The following is a 16500-nucleotide window of genomic DNA, read 5'->3' on the forward strand; positions in this document are numbered from 1 at the left end:
CATAAGCAAAAGTTTAGTTAAAATATTAAAATTCAACACTTTAAATATACTAACTTTTGCTTTTTTACCCAAATATTTTTACACTTTTATATCGAACTCACGTTAGTTACTCTCTTTTCATTTACAATTTCAGTTGCTCAAGAAGGAAAAAATAAAGAACAGGAAAAAATTATTGAAGAATTTTTAATCAATTGTGCGCAAAGATACAATTACAATACAAGAATGTCAGATTGGCAAAATTGTTTGGACAATGGATTAGCAAAAGATAGTACGATTGCCTACTTATGGCAACAAAAAGCAATGCCCTTTTTTAAAGTAAGAAAGTATGAAATTGGGATGCCCTTTCTTGACAAAGCCGTAAAATATAACGCAGAAAGATGGCAACCTTATCGTGGTTTTATAAAATGTATTTTCTCGAAATCTTACAAAGATGCAATTGATGATTTAGAAGATTGTAAGAAAAAATTTGGTAACGGTTATGTTATGGATCATTCCTATGATTTTTATATTGCTATTTCCTATTTACAATTGAACGAATTTGAAAAAGCTGAGAAAATTCTTCAAAATTATGTTGATGAAATTTATAAAGATCGGGATAAACTTGAACATCCAACAGCTTACTTTTATTTAGGAATTTCAAAATTTGAATTAAAAAAGTTTGATGAAGCCATTGCTGTTTTTGACAAAGCATTAAAAATTTATCCTAATTTTTCTGATATAAAATTTTATAAAGCAATATGTTTAGTACGAAAAGAAAAATTTGAAGAAGCAAAAACATTATTAAAAGAATCGGAAGAAGATTATAAAATTGGCTATAAGTTAAATGAAGATAACACCATTTATGAAACCTATCCTTATCAGAAAAAATGGGACAAATAATAACATCTATCAAACGATAACAAATGTTTATGACTTGATTGATTCTAAAAATTAGAATTCTATTTATCTTTGCAGAAGATTTTCAAAATCTAAAATTTTATATCTAATAGTTAAAAATTAAAAATATGTATCCAGAAGAAATGGTAAAACCAATGCGAGCAGAACTTTCTGAAGCAGGTTTTCAAGATTTATACAGTGCAGAAGAAGTAAAAAATGCAATTAAAACGGAAGGAACAACACTTGTAGTTGTTAACTCAGTTTGTGGTTGTGCTGCAAGAAACGCTCGTCCAGGAGCAAAAATGAGTTTGGACGGAGCAAAAAAACCAGATCATTTAGTAACCGTATTTGCTGGAGTTGACAAAGAAGCTGTTGATGCTGCAAGAGAAGAAATGTTTCCTTTTCCTCCATCATCGCCAAGTATGGCTTTGTTTAAAAATGGTGAATTAGTGCACATGTTAGAACGTCATCACATTGAAGGTCGTCCTGCTGAAATGATTGCTGAAAACTTGAAAGACGCTTACGCAGAATTCTGTTAAGACATAACCGCAAAGAACGCTAAGAATTACGCTAGGTTCGCAAAGAATTATTTACCGCAAATTCAGAGGTTTTAAATTAATCTATGAATCTGCGGTTTATTTTTTTATATCCTTGTGAACTTTGCGAAAAAACTTTGCGTCTTTGCGGTAAAAAACTAACTTTGCACCCGAATTCTTCCATTTAGAATTCAACACATAGTTCTCACTTAAACGTTTATAGCATGCAACTGTATAACACATTAAGCGCAGAAGAAAGAAAAGAGCTAATTGATTTAGCTGGCAAACAACGACTTACATTGTCTTTCTATGCGTATGCCAAAATTGAAGATCCGAAAAAATTTCGCGACGACTTATTTATCCAATGGAACAAACTCGATGCTCTTGGTCGAACGTATGTTGCCAAAGAAGGAATTAATGCTCAAATGAGTGTTCCAGCCGAAAACTTTGAAGCATTTAGAGAAACTTTAGAAGCATATGAATTTATGCGAGGCATTCGGTTGAATGTAGCAGTAGAACATGACGATCACTCATTTTTAAAATTAACTGTAAAAGTTCGAGATAAAATTGTTGCAGACGGATTGAATGACGAAACATTTGATGTAACCAATATTGGTGTGCATTTGAAAGCAAAAGAATTCAATCAAATATTAGAAGATCCTAACACAATTATTGTCGATTTTAGGAATCATTACGAAAGTGAAATCGGCCATTTTAGAGGTGCAATTACTCCTGATGTAGAGACTTTTAGAGAAAGTTTACCGATTATCAACGAGCAATTAAAAGACTTTAAAGAAGATAAAAATTTGGTTATGTATTGCACCGGAGGAATTCGATGTGAGAAAGCTTCTGCATATTTTAAACATCAAGGTTTCAAAAATGTGTTCCAATTAGAAGGCGGAATTATTAATTATGCCAAACAAATAAAGGAAGAAAACATAGAAAGTAAATTCATAGGAAAGAACTTTGTTTTCGACCACAGACTTGGCGAAAGAATTACAGACGATATAGTTTCGCAATGCCACCAATGCGGAAAACCTTGCGACAATCATACCAATTGTGAAAATGATGGTTGCCATTTATTATTCATTCAATGTGATGATTGTAAAGCTGCTATGGAAAATTGTTGTTCAAAAGAATGTTTAGATACCATCCATTTGCCATTGCTAGAACAAGTAAAACTTCGTAGAGGAATTCAAGTTGGAAATAAAGTCTTCCGCAAAGGAAAATCAGAAAATCTATTATTTAAACATTCAGGTGAACTATCTGATAAATCCTTAGCGATTGCTAAAAAACCAAAAGACATTCGTCAGAAAATAAAAGTAAAAAAAGTGCTTGTTGGTAAAGCCGAACATTATTATCCAAAACCACAAGTTGGATTATTTATCATCGAGAATAACGAATTAAATATAGGTGATAAAATCTTAATTTCTGGTCCTACTACAGGAAACGAAGAAGTAATTTTAGACAAAATGATGGTTAACGGAAGTGAAAATTCGATTGCTAAAATAGGTGATAAAGTTACTTTCCTTTTACCTTTTAGAGTAAGATTATCTGATAAATTATTTAAGATTTTAGAGTAACTATTTTAAAAATCAACCATTTAAAATCCCAAATTTCAACTGTTTTTTCAAACTTGGAATTTGGGATTTTTTTATTGGAATTTATTTTTTAAAAATACTATCTTTACAAATTAATCGTTTTATGAACTTAAATTGCTTTTTGGCAATACTACATATATAATTATGGCATGTACAAGTTGTTCAACTTCTGATGGTGGCGCACCTAAGGGTTGTAAAAATAATGGGACTTGCGGCACCGATAGCTGCAATAAATTAACCGTTTTTGATTGGTTGGGAAATATGAATTTACCAACTGGAGAAGCGCCTTTTGATTGTGTAGAAGTACGCTTTAAAAATGGTCGTAAAGAATTTTACAGAAATACTGAAAAACTTACCTTAAGTATTGGTGATATCGTTGCAACTGAAGCTTCGCCTGGTCATGATATAGGAATTGTTACTCTTACAGGAGAATTGGTTAAAGTACAAATGAAGAAAAAAGGTGTTGACCATAAAAGTGTTGACATTACAAAAGTATACAGAAAAGCTTCTCAAAAAGATATCGACATTTGGAGTGAAGCTCGTGATAAAGAAGAACCTATGAAAGTGAAGGCAAGAGAAATTGCTATTGCTTTAAAATTGGAAATGAAGATTTCTGATATCGAATTTCAAGGTGATGGTTCAAAAGCTATTTTCTATTACACGGCAAATGACAGAGTAGATTTTCGTCAGTTAATTAAAGAATTCGCACAAGTATTCAAAACTCGTATTGAAATGAAACAAGTTGGTTTTCGTCAAGAAGCAGCTCGTCTTGGTGGAATTGGTTCTTGTGGAAGGGAGTTGTGTTGTTCAACTTGGTTAACCGATTTTAGAAGTGTAAATACATCTGCGGCTCGCTACCAACAATTATCATTAAATCCTCAAAAATTAGCAGGACAGTGTGGTAAATTAAAATGTTGTTTGAATTATGAATTGGATACTTATCTTGATGCATTAAAAGATTTTCCTGATTTTGAAACCAAATTATACACTGAAAAAGGTGATGCAATTTGCCAAAAACAAGATATTTTCAAAGGATTGATGTGGTTTGCTTATACCGATAATTTTGCTAATTGGCATGTTTTAAAAATTGATCAGGTTAAAGAAATAGTAGCTCAAAATAAAGAAAAAATACGTGTTTCTTCTCTTGAAGATTTTGCAATAGAAATTGTTGTAGAACAAGAAGCAAACTTTAACAATGCAATGGGACAAGAAAGTTTAACTCGATTTGACCAACCAAAAAAGAGCAAGAATAAAAATAAAAACAGAAATAAAAATAAAGCTCAAAATCCAAACACAAATCAAGTAGAAAAAACCGCCTCAAACCCTAATTCAAAACCAAATCAAGGTCAAAATCAAAACGAGCGAAAAAGAAATGACGAAGGAAATCAAAAACCTCAAAATAAAAGACCTATAATCATTAAAAAGAATGAAGATAAAAAATAGCATACTGTTTATTTTAGTAGCGCTTTTAGTTATTTCGTGCGATAAAAAACGTGTTTTCGACGATTATAAATCAGTTGGAAATTCTTGGCATAAAGACAGCGTTGTAACGTTTAAGTTACCTCAATTTGATAGTACAAAAAAATATAACTTATTTGTAAATGTTAGAGACAATAACGATTATCCGTTTAACAATTTGTTTTTAATTGTCGCATTAGAACAGCCTAACAAGAAAACATTAGTTGATACATTAGAATATCAGATGGCAAATCCTGATGGAACGCTTATGGGAGAAGGATTTTCTGATGTAAAAGAGAGTAAACTTTTTTATAAAGACAAAGAAGAATTCAAGTTGAAAGGAGAATATAAAGTTCATATCAAGCAAGCGGTAAGGCAAACCGGAAAAGTAGCTGGAGTTGAAAACTTAAAAGGAATTACTGAAATAGGTTTTAGAGTTGAATCTTTAGACTAGAAATTATGGCACAAAAAACTAATACTCAAAATAAAGGTCAAGTAAAAGACATAAAATATTATTCAAAAAAGTTTTGGAAATTATTTTTTTATACTCTTGGCGGACTTTTTCTTTTCTTTCTATTTGCTTCATGGGGTCTTTTTGGTAAGATGCCTTCATTTGAAGATTTAGAAAATCCAGATTCTAATTTAGCTACTGAAATCATTTCTTCTGACGGAGTTACTTTAGGTAAATTTTATAACGAAAACAGGACTGCCATCAAGTACAAGGATTTGCCAAAATCACTGGTAGATGCTCTAGTTTCAACGGAAGACGAACGTTTCTACGAACACTCTGGAATTGATGCAAGAAGAACTTTTGGTGCAGCAGTACAATTAGGAAGAGATGGTGGTGCGAGTACTATTACTCAACAATTAGCAAAAAATTTATTCCATGGTGAAGGTTCTAAATTTCTTCCTTTTAGAATCGTACAAAAAGCTAAAGAATGGATTATTGCAATTCGTTTAGAAAGACAATATACCAAACAAGAAATTATTGCTCTATACTTAAATCAGGTCGATTTTGTTAATGGAGCTGTTGGAATTCGCTCGGCATCTAAAGTATATTTTAGTAAAGAACCTCGTGATTTAACTGTCGAAGAAAGTGCTTTATTGGTTGGAATGTTAACAAATCCTTCAAGATTCAACCCAAATCGTTTTCCAGAAAGAGCTCTTAAAAGAAGAAATATTGTACTTGGTCAATTGGTTCGAAATAAGCATTTAGAAGAATCTGCAAAGAAAATTTTGGAGAAAAAACCAATAAAATTAGATTTTCATCCTGAAAGTCATCTGGACGGAACAGCAACATATTTTAGAGAATATCTTCGTGATTATATGAAGAATTGGGTTAAAGAAAATAAGAAACCAGACGGAGAAGAATACGATATATACGGTGATGGATTGAAGATTTACACTACTATTGATTCAAAGATTCAAGAACATGCAGAAGAAGCGGTTTTGGCTCATATGAAAAACCTTCAAGAAGAATTTTGGACGCAACAAAAAGGAAATAAAAATGCTCCATTTATAAATATTACTGATGCTGAAACAGATAAAATCATCAAACAAGCAATGAAAAACTCTGAAAGATGGAGAATTTTAAAAGCAGATGAAAAGACAGATGAAGAAATCATAGCCTCTTTCAGTAAAAAGACAAAAATGACTGTATTTACCTGGAAAGGTGAAAGAGATACCATTATGACTCCACTGGATTCTATTAGATATTACAAACACTTCTTGCAAGCTGGATTAATGTCTATGGAACCTCAAACAGGACAAGTGAAAGCTTGGGTTGGAGGAATAAATTATAAATATTTTCAGTACGATCACGTTGGTCAAGGTGCACGTCAAGTAGGTTCAACATTTAAACCTTTTGTTTATGCTACAGCAATCGAACAATTAGGAATGTCTCCTTGTGACACCATAATAGACGGACCTTTTATGATAAGAAAAGGACGCCATCATGTAACTGAAGATTGGGAACCAAGAAATTCTGATCAAAAATACCGAGGAATGGTTACTTTGAAAAAAGCATTGGCAAATTCTATCAACACTATTTCGGCAAAATTAATTGATAAAACCGGACCAGAAGCTGTTGTAGAATTAACCAAAAAACTAGGTGTTACAACAGAAATTCCAGTGCAACCAGCAATTGCATTAGGCGCTGTAGATATTACGGTTCAAGATATGGTTGCTGCTTATAGTACATTCGCAAATCAAGGGGTTTATATAAAACCTCAATTTATATCAAGAATTGAAGATAAAAATGGAGCTATCATTTACGAACCAGTACCAGAGTCTCACGATGTTTTAAACAAAGATGTTGCTTTTGCAGTAATAAAACTTCTTGAAGGTGTTACTGAGGGTGGTTCTGGTGAACGACTTAGAACAGAAGGTGGAGGAAGTGGTGATAATCGTTGGACTGGCTATCCATATATGTTTAAAAATCCAATTGCAGGAAAAACTGGAACAACACAAAACCAATCTGATGGTTGGTTTATTGGAATGGTTCCAAATCTAGTAACTGGTGTTTGGGTTGGTTGTGAAGATCGTTCGGCTCGTTTTAAAAGCATTACTTATGGTCAAGGAGCAACAGCAGCTTTACCTGTTTGGGGGTATTTCATGGAAAAATGTTATGAAGATAAAGACCTCCAAATATCGACAGATGAATTTGAGCGACCAGATAATTTTGCTATAAAAGTAGATTGTTGGACAGCTCCAAAAGCTTCTGTAGCAACAGATTCAACAGATACAGAAGAACAAAACACTGACGAATTTGGTCTTTAAATTTTAGAAAATAAATTCATAGTTAAAATTATGATTAATAAAAAAGTGAATTCAGTTCAAGACGCACTTCAAGGCATTGAAGATAATATGACTATTATGTTAGGCGGTTTTGGATTATGTGGTATACCTGAAAATTCAATTGCAGAATTGGTTAAAAAAGGGACAAAAAATCTAACATGTATTTCAAATAATGCAGGAGTTGATGATTTTGGATTAGGATTATTATTACAACAAAAGCAAATCAAAAAAATGATTTCGTCCTATGTTGGAGAAAATGCAGAGTTTGAACGTCAAATGCTTTCAGGTGAGTTAGAAGTTGAATTAATTCCACAAGGAACTCTTGCTGAACGTTGTCGTGCAGCACAAGCCGGAATTCCTGCATTCTTCACTCCTGCAGGTTACGGAACCGAAGTTGCTATTGGTAAAGAAGTTCGTGAATTCAACGGAAAAATGCACGTAATGGAACACGCTTTCAAAGCCGATTTTTCTATTGTAAAAGCATGGAAAGGCGACGAAGCAGGAAACCTAATTTTCAAAGGAACAGCAAGAAATTTCAATCCATCAATGTGTGGAGCTGGAAAAATAACTATTGCTGAAGTTGAAGAACTTCTTCCAGCAGGAAGCTTAAATCCAAATGAAATTCACATTCCAGGAATATTAATTCAAAGAATCTTCCAAGGCGAAAAATTTGAAAAAAGAATTGAGCAACGTACCACTCGTAAAAGAGCATAATCATGGCATTAGATAAAAACGATATAGCAAAAAGAATAGCTAAAGAAGTAAAAGATGGCTATTATGTAAACTTAGGAATCGGTATTCCAACATTGGTTGCCAATTATGTTAGGACTGATATTTCTGTAGAATTTCAAAGTGAAAATGGAGTTCTCGGAATGGGTCCATTTCCATTTGAAGGCGAAGAAGATGCCGATTTAATCAACGCAGGAAAACAAACTATTACTACGTTGCCTGGAGCAAGTTTCTTCGATTCTGCATTCAGTTTCGGAATGATACGTGGTCAACATGTAGATTTAACCATTCTTGGCGCAATGGAAGTTTCAGAAAACGGAGACATCGCCAATTGGAAAATTCCAGGAAAAATGGTAAAAGGAATGGGTGGAGCAATGGATTTAGTAGCTTCCGCAGATAATATTATCGTTGCTATGATGCACGTTAATAAAGCTGGCGAAAGTAAAATTTTAAAACGTTGTACTTTGCCTTTAACTGGTGTTGGCTGTGTGAAAAAAGTAGTTACAGAGTTAGCCGTTTTAGAAATCACTCCAAAAGGATTCAAATTATTAGAACGCGCACCAGGAGTTTCTGTTGAACACATCATAGCATCAACCGAAGCTGCATTAATTATTGAAGGAGAAATTCCAGAGATGGTTATTGATTAATTTAAGACCAAATGCTTTATTTTGTGTCTCCTACTAATAAAAAATAAGTGTGAAAAATTTATTATAATTATTTTATTTCCGTTATTCATATTTAGCCAATCAAAAAAAATTACTGGATATTTATTTATTCAAGATAGTATTTGTTTAGGTCAAGATAAACAAAAGCAAGTAATTAAACTGGATGCAAAAAATGTAATAATTCATCTGAGCAAAGATCTTTTACATAATAATAAATATTTATGTAAAACCAACCGAAAAGGTAAATTCATAGTAAAAATCTCAGAAGAAGAACTTAATTATTATAGGTACTTACTCTTTACTGGACCAAATATAGAAACTTCATTTATCTCATTAGATTCAGTACCAAACCAATTCAAACATCAGTTAATAAATATAAAAGAAACAGAATACAGCATTGGAAAACCTGCTATTTATTTATATCCGGAAAAAACCCAAGAAATTTCGGTGCAACTTAAATTCAAAGGAAAACTTAAGACCACATACCCTGCTTATAATGAAGGTTGGGAAGTTATTGTAACACCAAATGGCGAATTAACCAATAAAAAAGATAATAGAAAATACAACTATTTATTTTGGGATGGAGTTTATAATTTTCCTGAAAGTCATTACAGTCATAAGGATGGTTTCTTGGTGAAGAAAGAAAATTTAACTTCTTTTTTAATTTCGAAATTAGATTATTTAGGTTTAAATAATACTGAAATTAATGATTTTATTGTTTATTGGCTGCCACAATTAGAACAAAATGAAATAAGCTTAATTCATTTTTGGGTTAACGACAATATCGATCAATCGTCTATTCTAGAGATTAATCCAAAACCCAATACAGAAATAATTGTATTTATGGAGTTCAAAAAAGTATCTAGAACGTACAATATAAAAGAACAAATTCTAACTAAATCGATCCGCAATGGTTTTACTGTTGTCGAGTGGGGTGGAACAAATCTTGATACAAAAAGAATAATAGAATAACTTATTTTCCTCTCAAATACTCCAATAAAACTTCGTTGGCATTCCCAAAGGTTGGAAATTGTTCCACGGTACTCACAACTCGTTTTTTATTCAATTTGTAAGTCAAATCAAATTCGGTGGTGAATAAAATTGCACTTAAGAAAGGATTATTTATAAATTCCAACAATCTATTGAACGTCTTATCAATGGAATGAATTTCAATAATTTCTTCCTTTTGAAACTTGAATTTTAATTCCAACTTCAAAACATCCTCATCCATAATCGGACGAACATAAATATTCATTAATTCAGCATTTCCGATGGTTTTTGCTAAAGTTAATTTGGCAAAAGTTCCATCTTCCAAACTCGATTTAACTTTGGTATAAAATTCTAAAAATGTTTCTTTAAAAGGCATTTGAATAATTTTGATAGCCACAGATTCTCAGAAAGTATAATTAATCTGTGAATCTGTGGCTAATTATATTTATAAGTTAGCAAAGAAATCGTTCCCTTTATCATCAGTAATAATAAAAGCTGGGAAATCTTTAACTGTAATTTTTCTCACGGCTTCCATTCCGAGTTCTTCGAAGTCTACGACCTCAACTTTTAAGATATTATCTTGAGCTAAAATTGCTGCTGGTCCACCGATGGAACCTAAATAGAATCCTCCATAAGTTTTACAAGCTTCCATAACTTCTTTAGTTCTATTTCCTTTAGCAAGCATAATCATACTTCCGCCAGCTTTTTGGAATTCTTCAACATAAACATCCATTCGTCCTGCTGTAGTTGGCCCGAAACTTCCTGATGGCATTCCGTCTGGTGTTTTTGCTGGTCCAGCGTAATATACAGGATGGTTTTTGAAATACTCTGGCATTGGTTTTCCAGCATCCAAAAGTTCTTTGATTTTTGCATGAGCAATATCTCTGGCTACGATTAAAGTTCCGTTTAATTTCAAACGAGTTTTAATTGGATATTTAGATAATTCTGCTAAAATTTCAGACATAGGACGATTCAAATCAACCTCAACTGCCGCTTCCAAATGTGGTGGGATAGCTGGTAAAAATTGCTGCGGATTGACTTCCAATTGTTCTAAGAAAACTCCATCTTTAGTAATCTTTCCTTTGATATTTCTATCGGCAGAACACGAAACTCCTAATCCAACCGGACAAGAAGCAGCATGACGTGGCAAACGAATTACACGAACATCATGCGCAAAATATTTTCCTCCAAATTGTGCACCAATAGCACTTTCTTGGCAATATTGTAGTACTTTTTGTTCCCATTCTAAATCACGAAAAGCTTGACCAGCCATGTTTCCAGTAGTTGGAAGATTATCAAAATATCCTGCAGATGCTTTTTTCACAGCTGCTAAATTTGCCTCAGCAGAAGTTCCACCAATTACCAAAGCCAAATGGTATGGTGGACAAGCAGAAGTTCCTAAATCTTTAATTTTTTCGCGAACAAATTCCTCCATAGATTTTTCATTCAACAAAGATTTCGTCTTTTGATATAAGAATGTTTTGTTCGCAGAACCACCACCTTTTGTTAGAAATAAAAATTCGTAAGAAGCTCCTTTTTTAGCATAAATATCAATTTGAGCGGGCAAATTCGAACCTGAATTTTTCTCTTCAAACATCGAAATTGGAACAATTTGTGAGTAACGAAGATTCTTGTTTTGAAACGTATTGAAAATCCCTTTTGATAACCATTCGGCATCATCAACTCCTGTAAAAACGCTTTCGCCTTTTTTTGCCATAACAATTGCAGTTCCGGTATCTTGACACGACGGCAACTGACCTTCAACAGCTACAGAAGCGTTTTGCAACAAATTATAGGCTACGAATCTATCATTATCAGTAGCTTCTGGGTCATTTAAAATGTTATTCAATTTTTGCAAATGCGCTGTTCGTAACATAAAAGAAACGTCGTTCATGGCTTCCTGCGCCAATAATTCTAATGCTTTTGGATCAACCGTTAGAATTTCTCTGTCTCCAAATTGCTCAACTTTTACGAAGTCAGAAGTAAGTTTTTTGTATTGCGTATCGTCTTTTAATATCGGATACGGATCTTGATATATAAAGTCCATTATTAAATAGTTTTGAAATGTAAAGTTACGGAAAGTAGATTAATTTAAGGACACTTGATTTGGTTATTTAGTATAGATAGTCTCGTATCTAATTTTCTCTATTCTTTTTAATTATTGGATTTTTTTCCATGAAATTAAATCCAATATCAATTATTTTTATGGTTTTGTCTTTCATCAAAATTTTATAATATCTTCCATCTGTAGTTATTCCACTTATATCTGACACTTCATTCCAATCACTAAATTTTAGAGTATACTTTGGATCTACTTCTTTTTTAACTTGTTTGCCTTTCCTTAAAGCCACTTCAAGAAAAAAACTTTCAGAATCTTTTAAACGAAATTTAGAGTCTTTATTTATGAATGAAAAGAGGCTAACTTTCTCATCAAATAAAAACTCATCATCGAATTCGACTTTTACATTTTGATAAGCAAAACTCAATTCTGAATAAGCTTTATCTAAATCTACAGGAGATTGTATATAACAAGAAATAGTTTTTACAATTTTACCGTTCTTAAAAAATGAAATAGTATTTGTTTGACTATCTGTTGCTTGTATTGAATAATTGTCTTTTAATTTTTGAATAGGGATTTTATCAAATAGGTTAAAATAATATTTAACTTGAGCACTATCTAACTTAGATTGTAAATTATTTGTTTGAGTATTTGAAGAATAGGGCTTAAAAAACAAATCCCCTTTTCTATCTATATAGGTAGAATTAAATGGACAACTTCCATAACAAGGACTTCTGTAAATAGTTATTGCATCATAGCTTTTGTCGTCAAAATAATTGTTTTGTTTTTTAACTAATCTATAAAAAGCATTTTCATATCCTCGAATAATCATTGTATCCTTCCATATCTTATTTATTTTGAGTGTATCCCAAGAATTAGAAAATTTATTAAAAAATAAAATATTTGACTTATCAATTTTATAGTTAGTTTTTGATCCTAAAAAATAATAACTTCTTAAAAACTCGTGCCTTTCCTTCGCTTGCCAAACTTTATTGCTAATTGTATAATAAAAGCCTTGTTTGTAATCTATCAAAGAATCATTTAGAATTTCAAAATTATAATGAGGAGCAAATTCAGTTTCCAAAATACTCATAGGAAATTTAACTTTTGTACTATCATAATTAACAACTTTATCGAAATACCAATTTCCTATGTAAGGATTTGTCTTTTCATTTTTACAAGAAAAAAGCAGAAAGAGTACTAAAAAGAATATAAATTTATCCATTTTAAATTTTTAGGAAAACGAAAATTTAGACTTTCTAGTATCTATTTTACAAAAAACCAACTAGCTACAAAAATGGCAGTAATCACACAAATTACATCTACTAAAAGCATTGTTCCTAAAGCATATCGAGTGTTTTTTATATTAACCGAACCGAAATAAACAGCAATAACATAAAACGTACTTTCAGCACTGCATTGAAAAATACTACTCAATCTTCCTGTCATTGAATCGGCGCCAAAAGTATTCATAGAATCAATTAAAAATCCACGTGAGCCTGCAGAACTGAATGGTCTAAGCATTGCAACAGGAAGCGCATCTGTTATTTCTTTGCTTACGCCCATATTGGAAAATCCAAATGCAATCCAGTTACTTATAATTTCAAATAGTCCACTATTTCTGAACAACGAAATAGCAACTAACATTCCTAAAACATAAGGAAAAATAGTGACTCCAGTTTTAACGCCATTATTTGCTCCAACCACAAATGCTTCATAAACGGTGGTGTTTGCTTCTGTAAATTTCTTTTCTTTTACGAATGATAATATCAATGTGAAAACAATAATTACTACCAAAATCAAAGCGGAAAGATTAGAAGTAAAATAATTTTTACCTATTAAATCCAAATGATTTACATACATCAATAAACCAATAATTGCACCTATCATTCCCATTAATCCAGCAACCAAAGACGCACTTTTGAAGTTGATTTTTTGCTTTATTCCTACAATTAAAAACGCAGCAATGGTTCCTATAAAAGAGGTAATTATACAAGGCAACATCACATCAGCAGGATTTGCAGCGCCAGCTGCAGCGCGATATCCAATAATTGAAGTTGCAATTAATGTAAGTCCAGAAGCATGTAAGCACATGAACATGATTTGTGCATCACTAGCTTTATCCTTTTCTGGATTTATTTCTTGTAAACTTTCCATGGCTTTTAATCCAAATGGTGTTGCTGCTGAATCTAATCCTAAGAAATTTGCAGCAAAATTTAGCGTCATATAAGAAATTGAAGGATGATTTTTTGGAATACTTGGAAATACTTTTACAAAAACTGGGCTTAATATTTTTGCCAATTTTTGTGATGCGCCAGAAATAATTAACAATTCCATCAATCCACAAAAAAATGCTAAATAAGCCATAAGTGGTAAAATCAAGTCGAGTAAAGTGCTTTTACAAGTCGGCAATAATCCATCTGATTTTTGTTTTCCACTATAAATTTTAACAACTTTATTAGAAAAAACATAAGTAGAATCAATATTTAAAGTATCACGATTTATGACCATCGTTTTATCTGGAGCCTTTTCGATACTGTCTTTTATAAAAGCAGGTAAATCTTGAAGGTATTTTTCAGAAACTAAAATTGGATCATCCTTTTTTCCGTTTAAAACGAAATCAATAGTGTAGTTACTTCCAGAGAATAAACTAAAAATCACGAAGACAATAGATGAAATAAAGATAACGAGCCAAAATCTACTTAATACCATGGTTTTTTGTTTTTGTAAATATAACTATTTATAAAAATATGCCACAGATTCACAGATTAATTTGATAATAAGAATATAAATTATACACCAAATTTTTAATCCAATTTCAATAAAATCAATAAAAATTTCAATTTTAAAATCAGTGAATCTGTGGCTTATTTATCTATACGTGGTGTATCTCGTCTTCAACCAATAAATCTTCTTTTCTGAAACGTAGAAAAACTTGAGCTACAGCAATCACGTCTTTTTCGCAATAAGTCACAATTCTATCGATGTCTTTTTCTACATAAAAAACATGACCTACTTGGCTTCCGTCGATGTCTCCTTTTGGAGAAGGAATTCCGAGGATTTTGGTTAGTAATTTTAAAGATGTAAAATGCTTATAATCGCCAAATTTCCATAACTCTAAGGTGTCTAAATGTTGAATTTCCCACGGCTTTTTTCCGAATAAATTTAGTTTGTTTGGAATACTAACTTGATTGATAATCATTCGACGAGCAATAAATGGAAAATCAAATTCTTTGGCATTGTGACCACAGAGAATATTTTGGGAACCGTCGAAATGATTATTTAGTAGATTATTGAAGTCTAATAAAATTTTCTTTTCTTCACCAAAAAAAGAGGTTACTCTAAAGTTTCGAATATCACCTTTTGTTGTAAAATAACCAACAGAAATACAGACAATTTTTCCGAATTCGGCCCAAATTCCTGCTCTGTCATAAAATTCTTCGGCAGTGAATTCTTCTTTGCGTTGGTATTGAGTTTTTTGTTCCCAAAGTTGTTTCATTTCATCGTCAAGCGAGTTGAAATTTTCTTCTAATGGAACAGTTTCTATGTCAAGAAACAAAATGTTGTCTAAGCGGATTTTTTCAATCATAATAAGAATTTATATGGCGTTTATATTTATTAAATTACCCTGATTAACATGTAATTAGGTTGCGAATATAATTAAAATGACTTTAAATTTCCAAATTAAAATAAAAAAAACTCCTTGACCAAGTTAAAACAAACTTTGTTGATAGCTAGGTGTTTCGTGTTCAAGAAGCCATTTTTTTCGCCATAAACCTCCTGCATAACCTGTTAAAGAACCATCGGTTCCAATAACTCTGTGGCATGGAACTACAATCCAAAGTGGGTTTTTACCATTAGCTGATGCTACTGCTCGAATGGCTTTTACATCACCAAGCTTTTTGGATAAATCCATGTAGGACATTGTTTTTCCGAAAGGTATATTGAGTAATTCTTGCCACACTTTTTGTTGGAAATCTGTTCCTTTTGGATTTATCTTGAAATCAAAATCTTTACGTTTTCCTTCAAAATATTCTTGAAGTTGTGACACTGCTTCTTGGAGTTCGTTTGGAATTTTTGTGGAAAATTCACCTTCTGATAAAACAGAAATTATAGAAACTCCATTTTCGTCACCAACAATTTTGGTGATTCCGAGTGGCGAATTTATGAAAGCAGTTTTTGACATTCTTTTTTAGAAAGTTTAAATATAAAAAAAATCACAAAGCAAAAAGAAAAACTCTTGACTTTGTGATTTTAAAATAAACATGAAAATTTTATTTTTCTTGACTGTAAATATATTGTTCTAAAGATTCTAATTCTTCATCGGAAAACGTTTTTGTTAAAGCAAAGTTGGCTTTCATTACTTCGTATTGTGTTGGATCAACGATTGGTTTGCCTTCTCCTTTTAGAAATGTAATCATATTTGCATTTTTCTCTTTATAGATTTCTGCAATGTCTTGTATGCTTGGTCCAACTAATTTAATATCGAGTTTGTGGCAAGTTGCGCATGTACCTTTTCCTTCAAAAATTTCTTTTCCTTTTTCGGCTAATGGAAATTCTGATACTTCTGGTTTAACTGCTTCGACATTTTCTTTTTCGTCTGAAACTGGGTTGCCAAATTTATCTGTTTTTTTGTCTCCACCACAACTCACAATGAATAGTGCTACTAATAAAGTTAGTGGTTTTAAAATTGTTTTCATTTTACCTTTAATTAAAATATGTATCAAAGATACATCTGATGACTTATACTAAATATGATTTTTATCAGAGAATAAAAATTCAATACAAAT

General features: G+C 31.8%; 16 protein-coding genes. 9 read left to right on the forward strand and 7 right to left on the reverse strand.

Translation table 11 applies throughout. The annotated features are described in order from the left end of the window. Positions 1 to 222: 222 nt before the first annotated feature. From ABD771_RS07980 to ABD771_RS08020, 9 genes are all read left to right on the forward strand, one after another. The gene (locus ABD771_RS07980) at positions 223 to 879 is read left to right on the forward strand and encodes a tetratricopeptide repeat protein (protein ID WP_345093215.1); all 657 of its coding nucleotides are present in this window, start codon (positions 223 to 225) and stop codon (positions 877 to 879) included. Between the two features lie 125 nt (positions 880 to 1004). Continuing rightward, positions 1005 to 1415, forward strand: a complete 411-nt coding sequence (locus tag ABD771_RS07985) for a BrxA/BrxB family bacilliredoxin (protein ID WP_298117920.1) — start codon at positions 1005 to 1007, stop codon at positions 1413 to 1415. 221 nt (positions 1416 to 1636) lie between these two features. Continuing rightward, positions 1637 to 2995: an oxygen-dependent tRNA uridine(34) hydroxylase TrhO gene (trhO, locus tag ABD771_RS07990; RefSeq protein ID WP_345093218.1), complete on the forward strand. Its 1359-nt coding sequence runs from the start codon at positions 1637 to 1639 to the stop codon at positions 2993 to 2995. A gap of 162 nt (positions 2996 to 3157) precedes the next feature. Then, entirely contained in the window at positions 3158 to 4456 is a 1299-nt protein-coding gene (locus ABD771_RS07995) for a PSP1 domain-containing protein (RefSeq protein WP_345093221.1), read from the forward strand. Continuing rightward, positions 4440 to 4925, forward strand: coding sequence for a gliding motility lipoprotein GldH (locus ABD771_RS08000; RefSeq protein ID WP_345093224.1), 486 nt, complete (start codon positions 4440 to 4442; stop codon positions 4923 to 4925). The genes ABD771_RS07995 and ABD771_RS08000 overlap by 17 nt, the downstream gene beginning before the upstream one ends. 5 nt (positions 4926 to 4930) lie before the next feature. Further along, positions 4931 to 7249, forward strand: a complete 2319-nt coding sequence (locus ABD771_RS08005) for a penicillin-binding protein 1A (RefSeq protein ID WP_345093227.1) — start codon at positions 4931 to 4933, stop codon at positions 7247 to 7249. 30 nt (positions 7250 to 7279) lie between these two features. Continuing rightward, complete coding sequence (locus ABD771_RS08010) at positions 7280 to 7981, forward strand: CoA transferase subunit A (protein ID WP_345093230.1); 702 nt, start codon at positions 7280 to 7282, stop codon at positions 7979 to 7981. Positions 7982 to 7983: 2 nt separating this feature from the next. After that, complete coding sequence (locus ABD771_RS08015; RefSeq protein WP_345093233.1) at positions 7984 to 8643, forward strand: CoA transferase subunit B; 660 nt, start codon at positions 7984 to 7986, stop codon at positions 8641 to 8643. Positions 8644 to 8664: 21 nt separating this feature from the next. Next, positions 8665 to 9633, forward strand: a complete 969-nt coding sequence (locus ABD771_RS08020; protein ID WP_345093236.1) for a hypothetical protein — start codon at positions 8665 to 8667, stop codon at positions 9631 to 9633. A gap of 1 nt (position 9634) precedes the next feature. Here the strand turns inward: ABD771_RS08020 and ABD771_RS08025 are convergent, their stop codons facing one another. The 7 genes from ABD771_RS08025 to ABD771_RS08055 all read right to left on the reverse strand — a co-directional run bounded on the left by ABD771_RS08025 (position 9635) and on the right by ABD771_RS08055 (position 16410). Next, entirely contained in the window at positions 9635 to 10027 is a 393-nt protein-coding gene (locus ABD771_RS08025) for a hypothetical protein (RefSeq protein ID WP_345093239.1), read from the reverse strand. A gap of 69 nt (positions 10028 to 10096) precedes the next feature. Continuing rightward, positions 10097 to 11698, reverse strand: coding sequence for a fumarate hydratase (locus ABD771_RS08030; protein ID WP_345093242.1), 1602 nt, complete (start codon positions 11696 to 11698; stop codon positions 10097 to 10099). Positions 11699 to 11786: 88 nt separating this feature from the next. Beyond that, positions 11787 to 12935: a DUF6438 domain-containing protein gene (locus tag ABD771_RS08035; protein WP_345093245.1), complete on the reverse strand. Its 1149-nt coding sequence runs from the start codon at positions 12933 to 12935 to the stop codon at positions 11787 to 11789. Between the two features lie 41 nt (positions 12936 to 12976). Further along, positions 12977 to 14422, reverse strand: a complete 1446-nt coding sequence (locus ABD771_RS08040) for a nucleoside recognition domain-containing protein (RefSeq protein ID WP_345093248.1) — start codon at positions 14420 to 14422, stop codon at positions 12977 to 12979. 163 nt (positions 14423 to 14585) lie between these two features. Then, a complete protein-coding gene (locus ABD771_RS08045; protein ID WP_345093251.1) occupies positions 14586 to 15299 on the reverse strand; it encodes a 3'-5' exonuclease in 714 nt (237 codons plus the stop codon). Between the two features lie 123 nt (positions 15300 to 15422). Continuing rightward, complete coding sequence (locus ABD771_RS08050) at positions 15423 to 15896, reverse strand: methylated-DNA--[protein]-cysteine S-methyltransferase (protein ID WP_345093255.1); 474 nt, start codon at positions 15894 to 15896, stop codon at positions 15423 to 15425. Between the two features lie 88 nt (positions 15897 to 15984). Next, a complete protein-coding gene (locus tag ABD771_RS08055) occupies positions 15985 to 16410 on the reverse strand; it encodes a c-type cytochrome (RefSeq protein WP_345093258.1) in 426 nt (141 codons plus the stop codon). Positions 16411 to 16500: the final 90 nt, after the last annotated feature.

The sequence above is a fragment of the Flavobacterium chungnamense genome, from assembly GCF_039539165.1.
GTDB classification, from domain to species: domain Bacteria; phylum Bacteroidota; class Bacteroidia; order Flavobacteriales; family Flavobacteriaceae; genus Flavobacterium; species Flavobacterium chungnamense.

Bases quoted from the DNA above. Each gene is read 5' to 3' on its own strand.
- ABD771_RS07980 (WP_345093215.1), top strand. From the start codon at position 223: ATGTCAGATTGGCAAAATTGTTTGGACAATGGATTAGCAAAAGATAGT.
- ABD771_RS07985 (WP_298117920.1), top strand. From the start codon at position 1,005: ATGTATCCAGAAGAAATGGTAAAACCAATGCGAGCAGAACTTTCTGAA.
- trhO (WP_345093218.1), top strand. From the start codon at position 1,637: ATGCAACTGTATAACACATTAAGCGCAGAAGAAAGAAAAGAGCTAATT.
- ABD771_RS07995 (WP_345093221.1), top strand. From the start codon at position 3,158: ATGGCATGTACAAGTTGTTCAACTTCTGATGGTGGCGCACCTAAGGGT.
- ABD771_RS08000 (WP_345093224.1), top strand. From the start codon at position 4,440: ATGAAGATAAAAAATAGCATACTGTTTATTTTAGTAGCGCTTTTAGTT.
- ABD771_RS08005 (WP_345093227.1), top strand. From the start codon at position 4,931: ATGGCACAAAAAACTAATACTCAAAATAAAGGTCAAGTAAAAGACATA.
- ABD771_RS08010 (WP_345093230.1), top strand. From the start codon at position 7,280: ATGATTAATAAAAAAGTGAATTCAGTTCAAGACGCACTTCAAGGCATT.
- ABD771_RS08015 (WP_345093233.1), top strand. From the start codon at position 7,984: ATGGCATTAGATAAAAACGATATAGCAAAAAGAATAGCTAAAGAAGTA.
- ABD771_RS08025 (WP_345093239.1), bottom strand. From the start codon at position 10,027: ATGCCTTTTAAAGAAACATTTTTAGAATTTTATACCAAAGTTAAATCG.
- ABD771_RS08030 (WP_345093242.1), bottom strand. From the start codon at position 11,698: ATGGACTTTATATATCAAGATCCGTATCCGATATTAAAAGACGATACG.
- ABD771_RS08035 (WP_345093245.1), bottom strand. From the start codon at position 12,935: ATGGATAAATTTATATTCTTTTTAGTACTCTTTCTGCTTTTTTCTTGT.
- ABD771_RS08040 (WP_345093248.1), bottom strand. From the start codon at position 14,422: ATGGTATTAAGTAGATTTTGGCTCGTTATCTTTATTTCATCTATTGTC.
- ABD771_RS08045 (WP_345093251.1), bottom strand. From the start codon at position 15,299: ATGATTGAAAAAATCCGCTTAGACAACATTTTGTTTCTTGACATAGAA.
- ABD771_RS08050 (WP_345093255.1), bottom strand. From the start codon at position 15,896: ATGTCAAAAACTGCTTTCATAAATTCGCCACTCGGAATCACCAAAATT.
- ABD771_RS08055 (WP_345093258.1), bottom strand. From the start codon at position 16,410: ATGAAAACAATTTTAAAACCACTAACTTTATTAGTAGCACTATTCATT.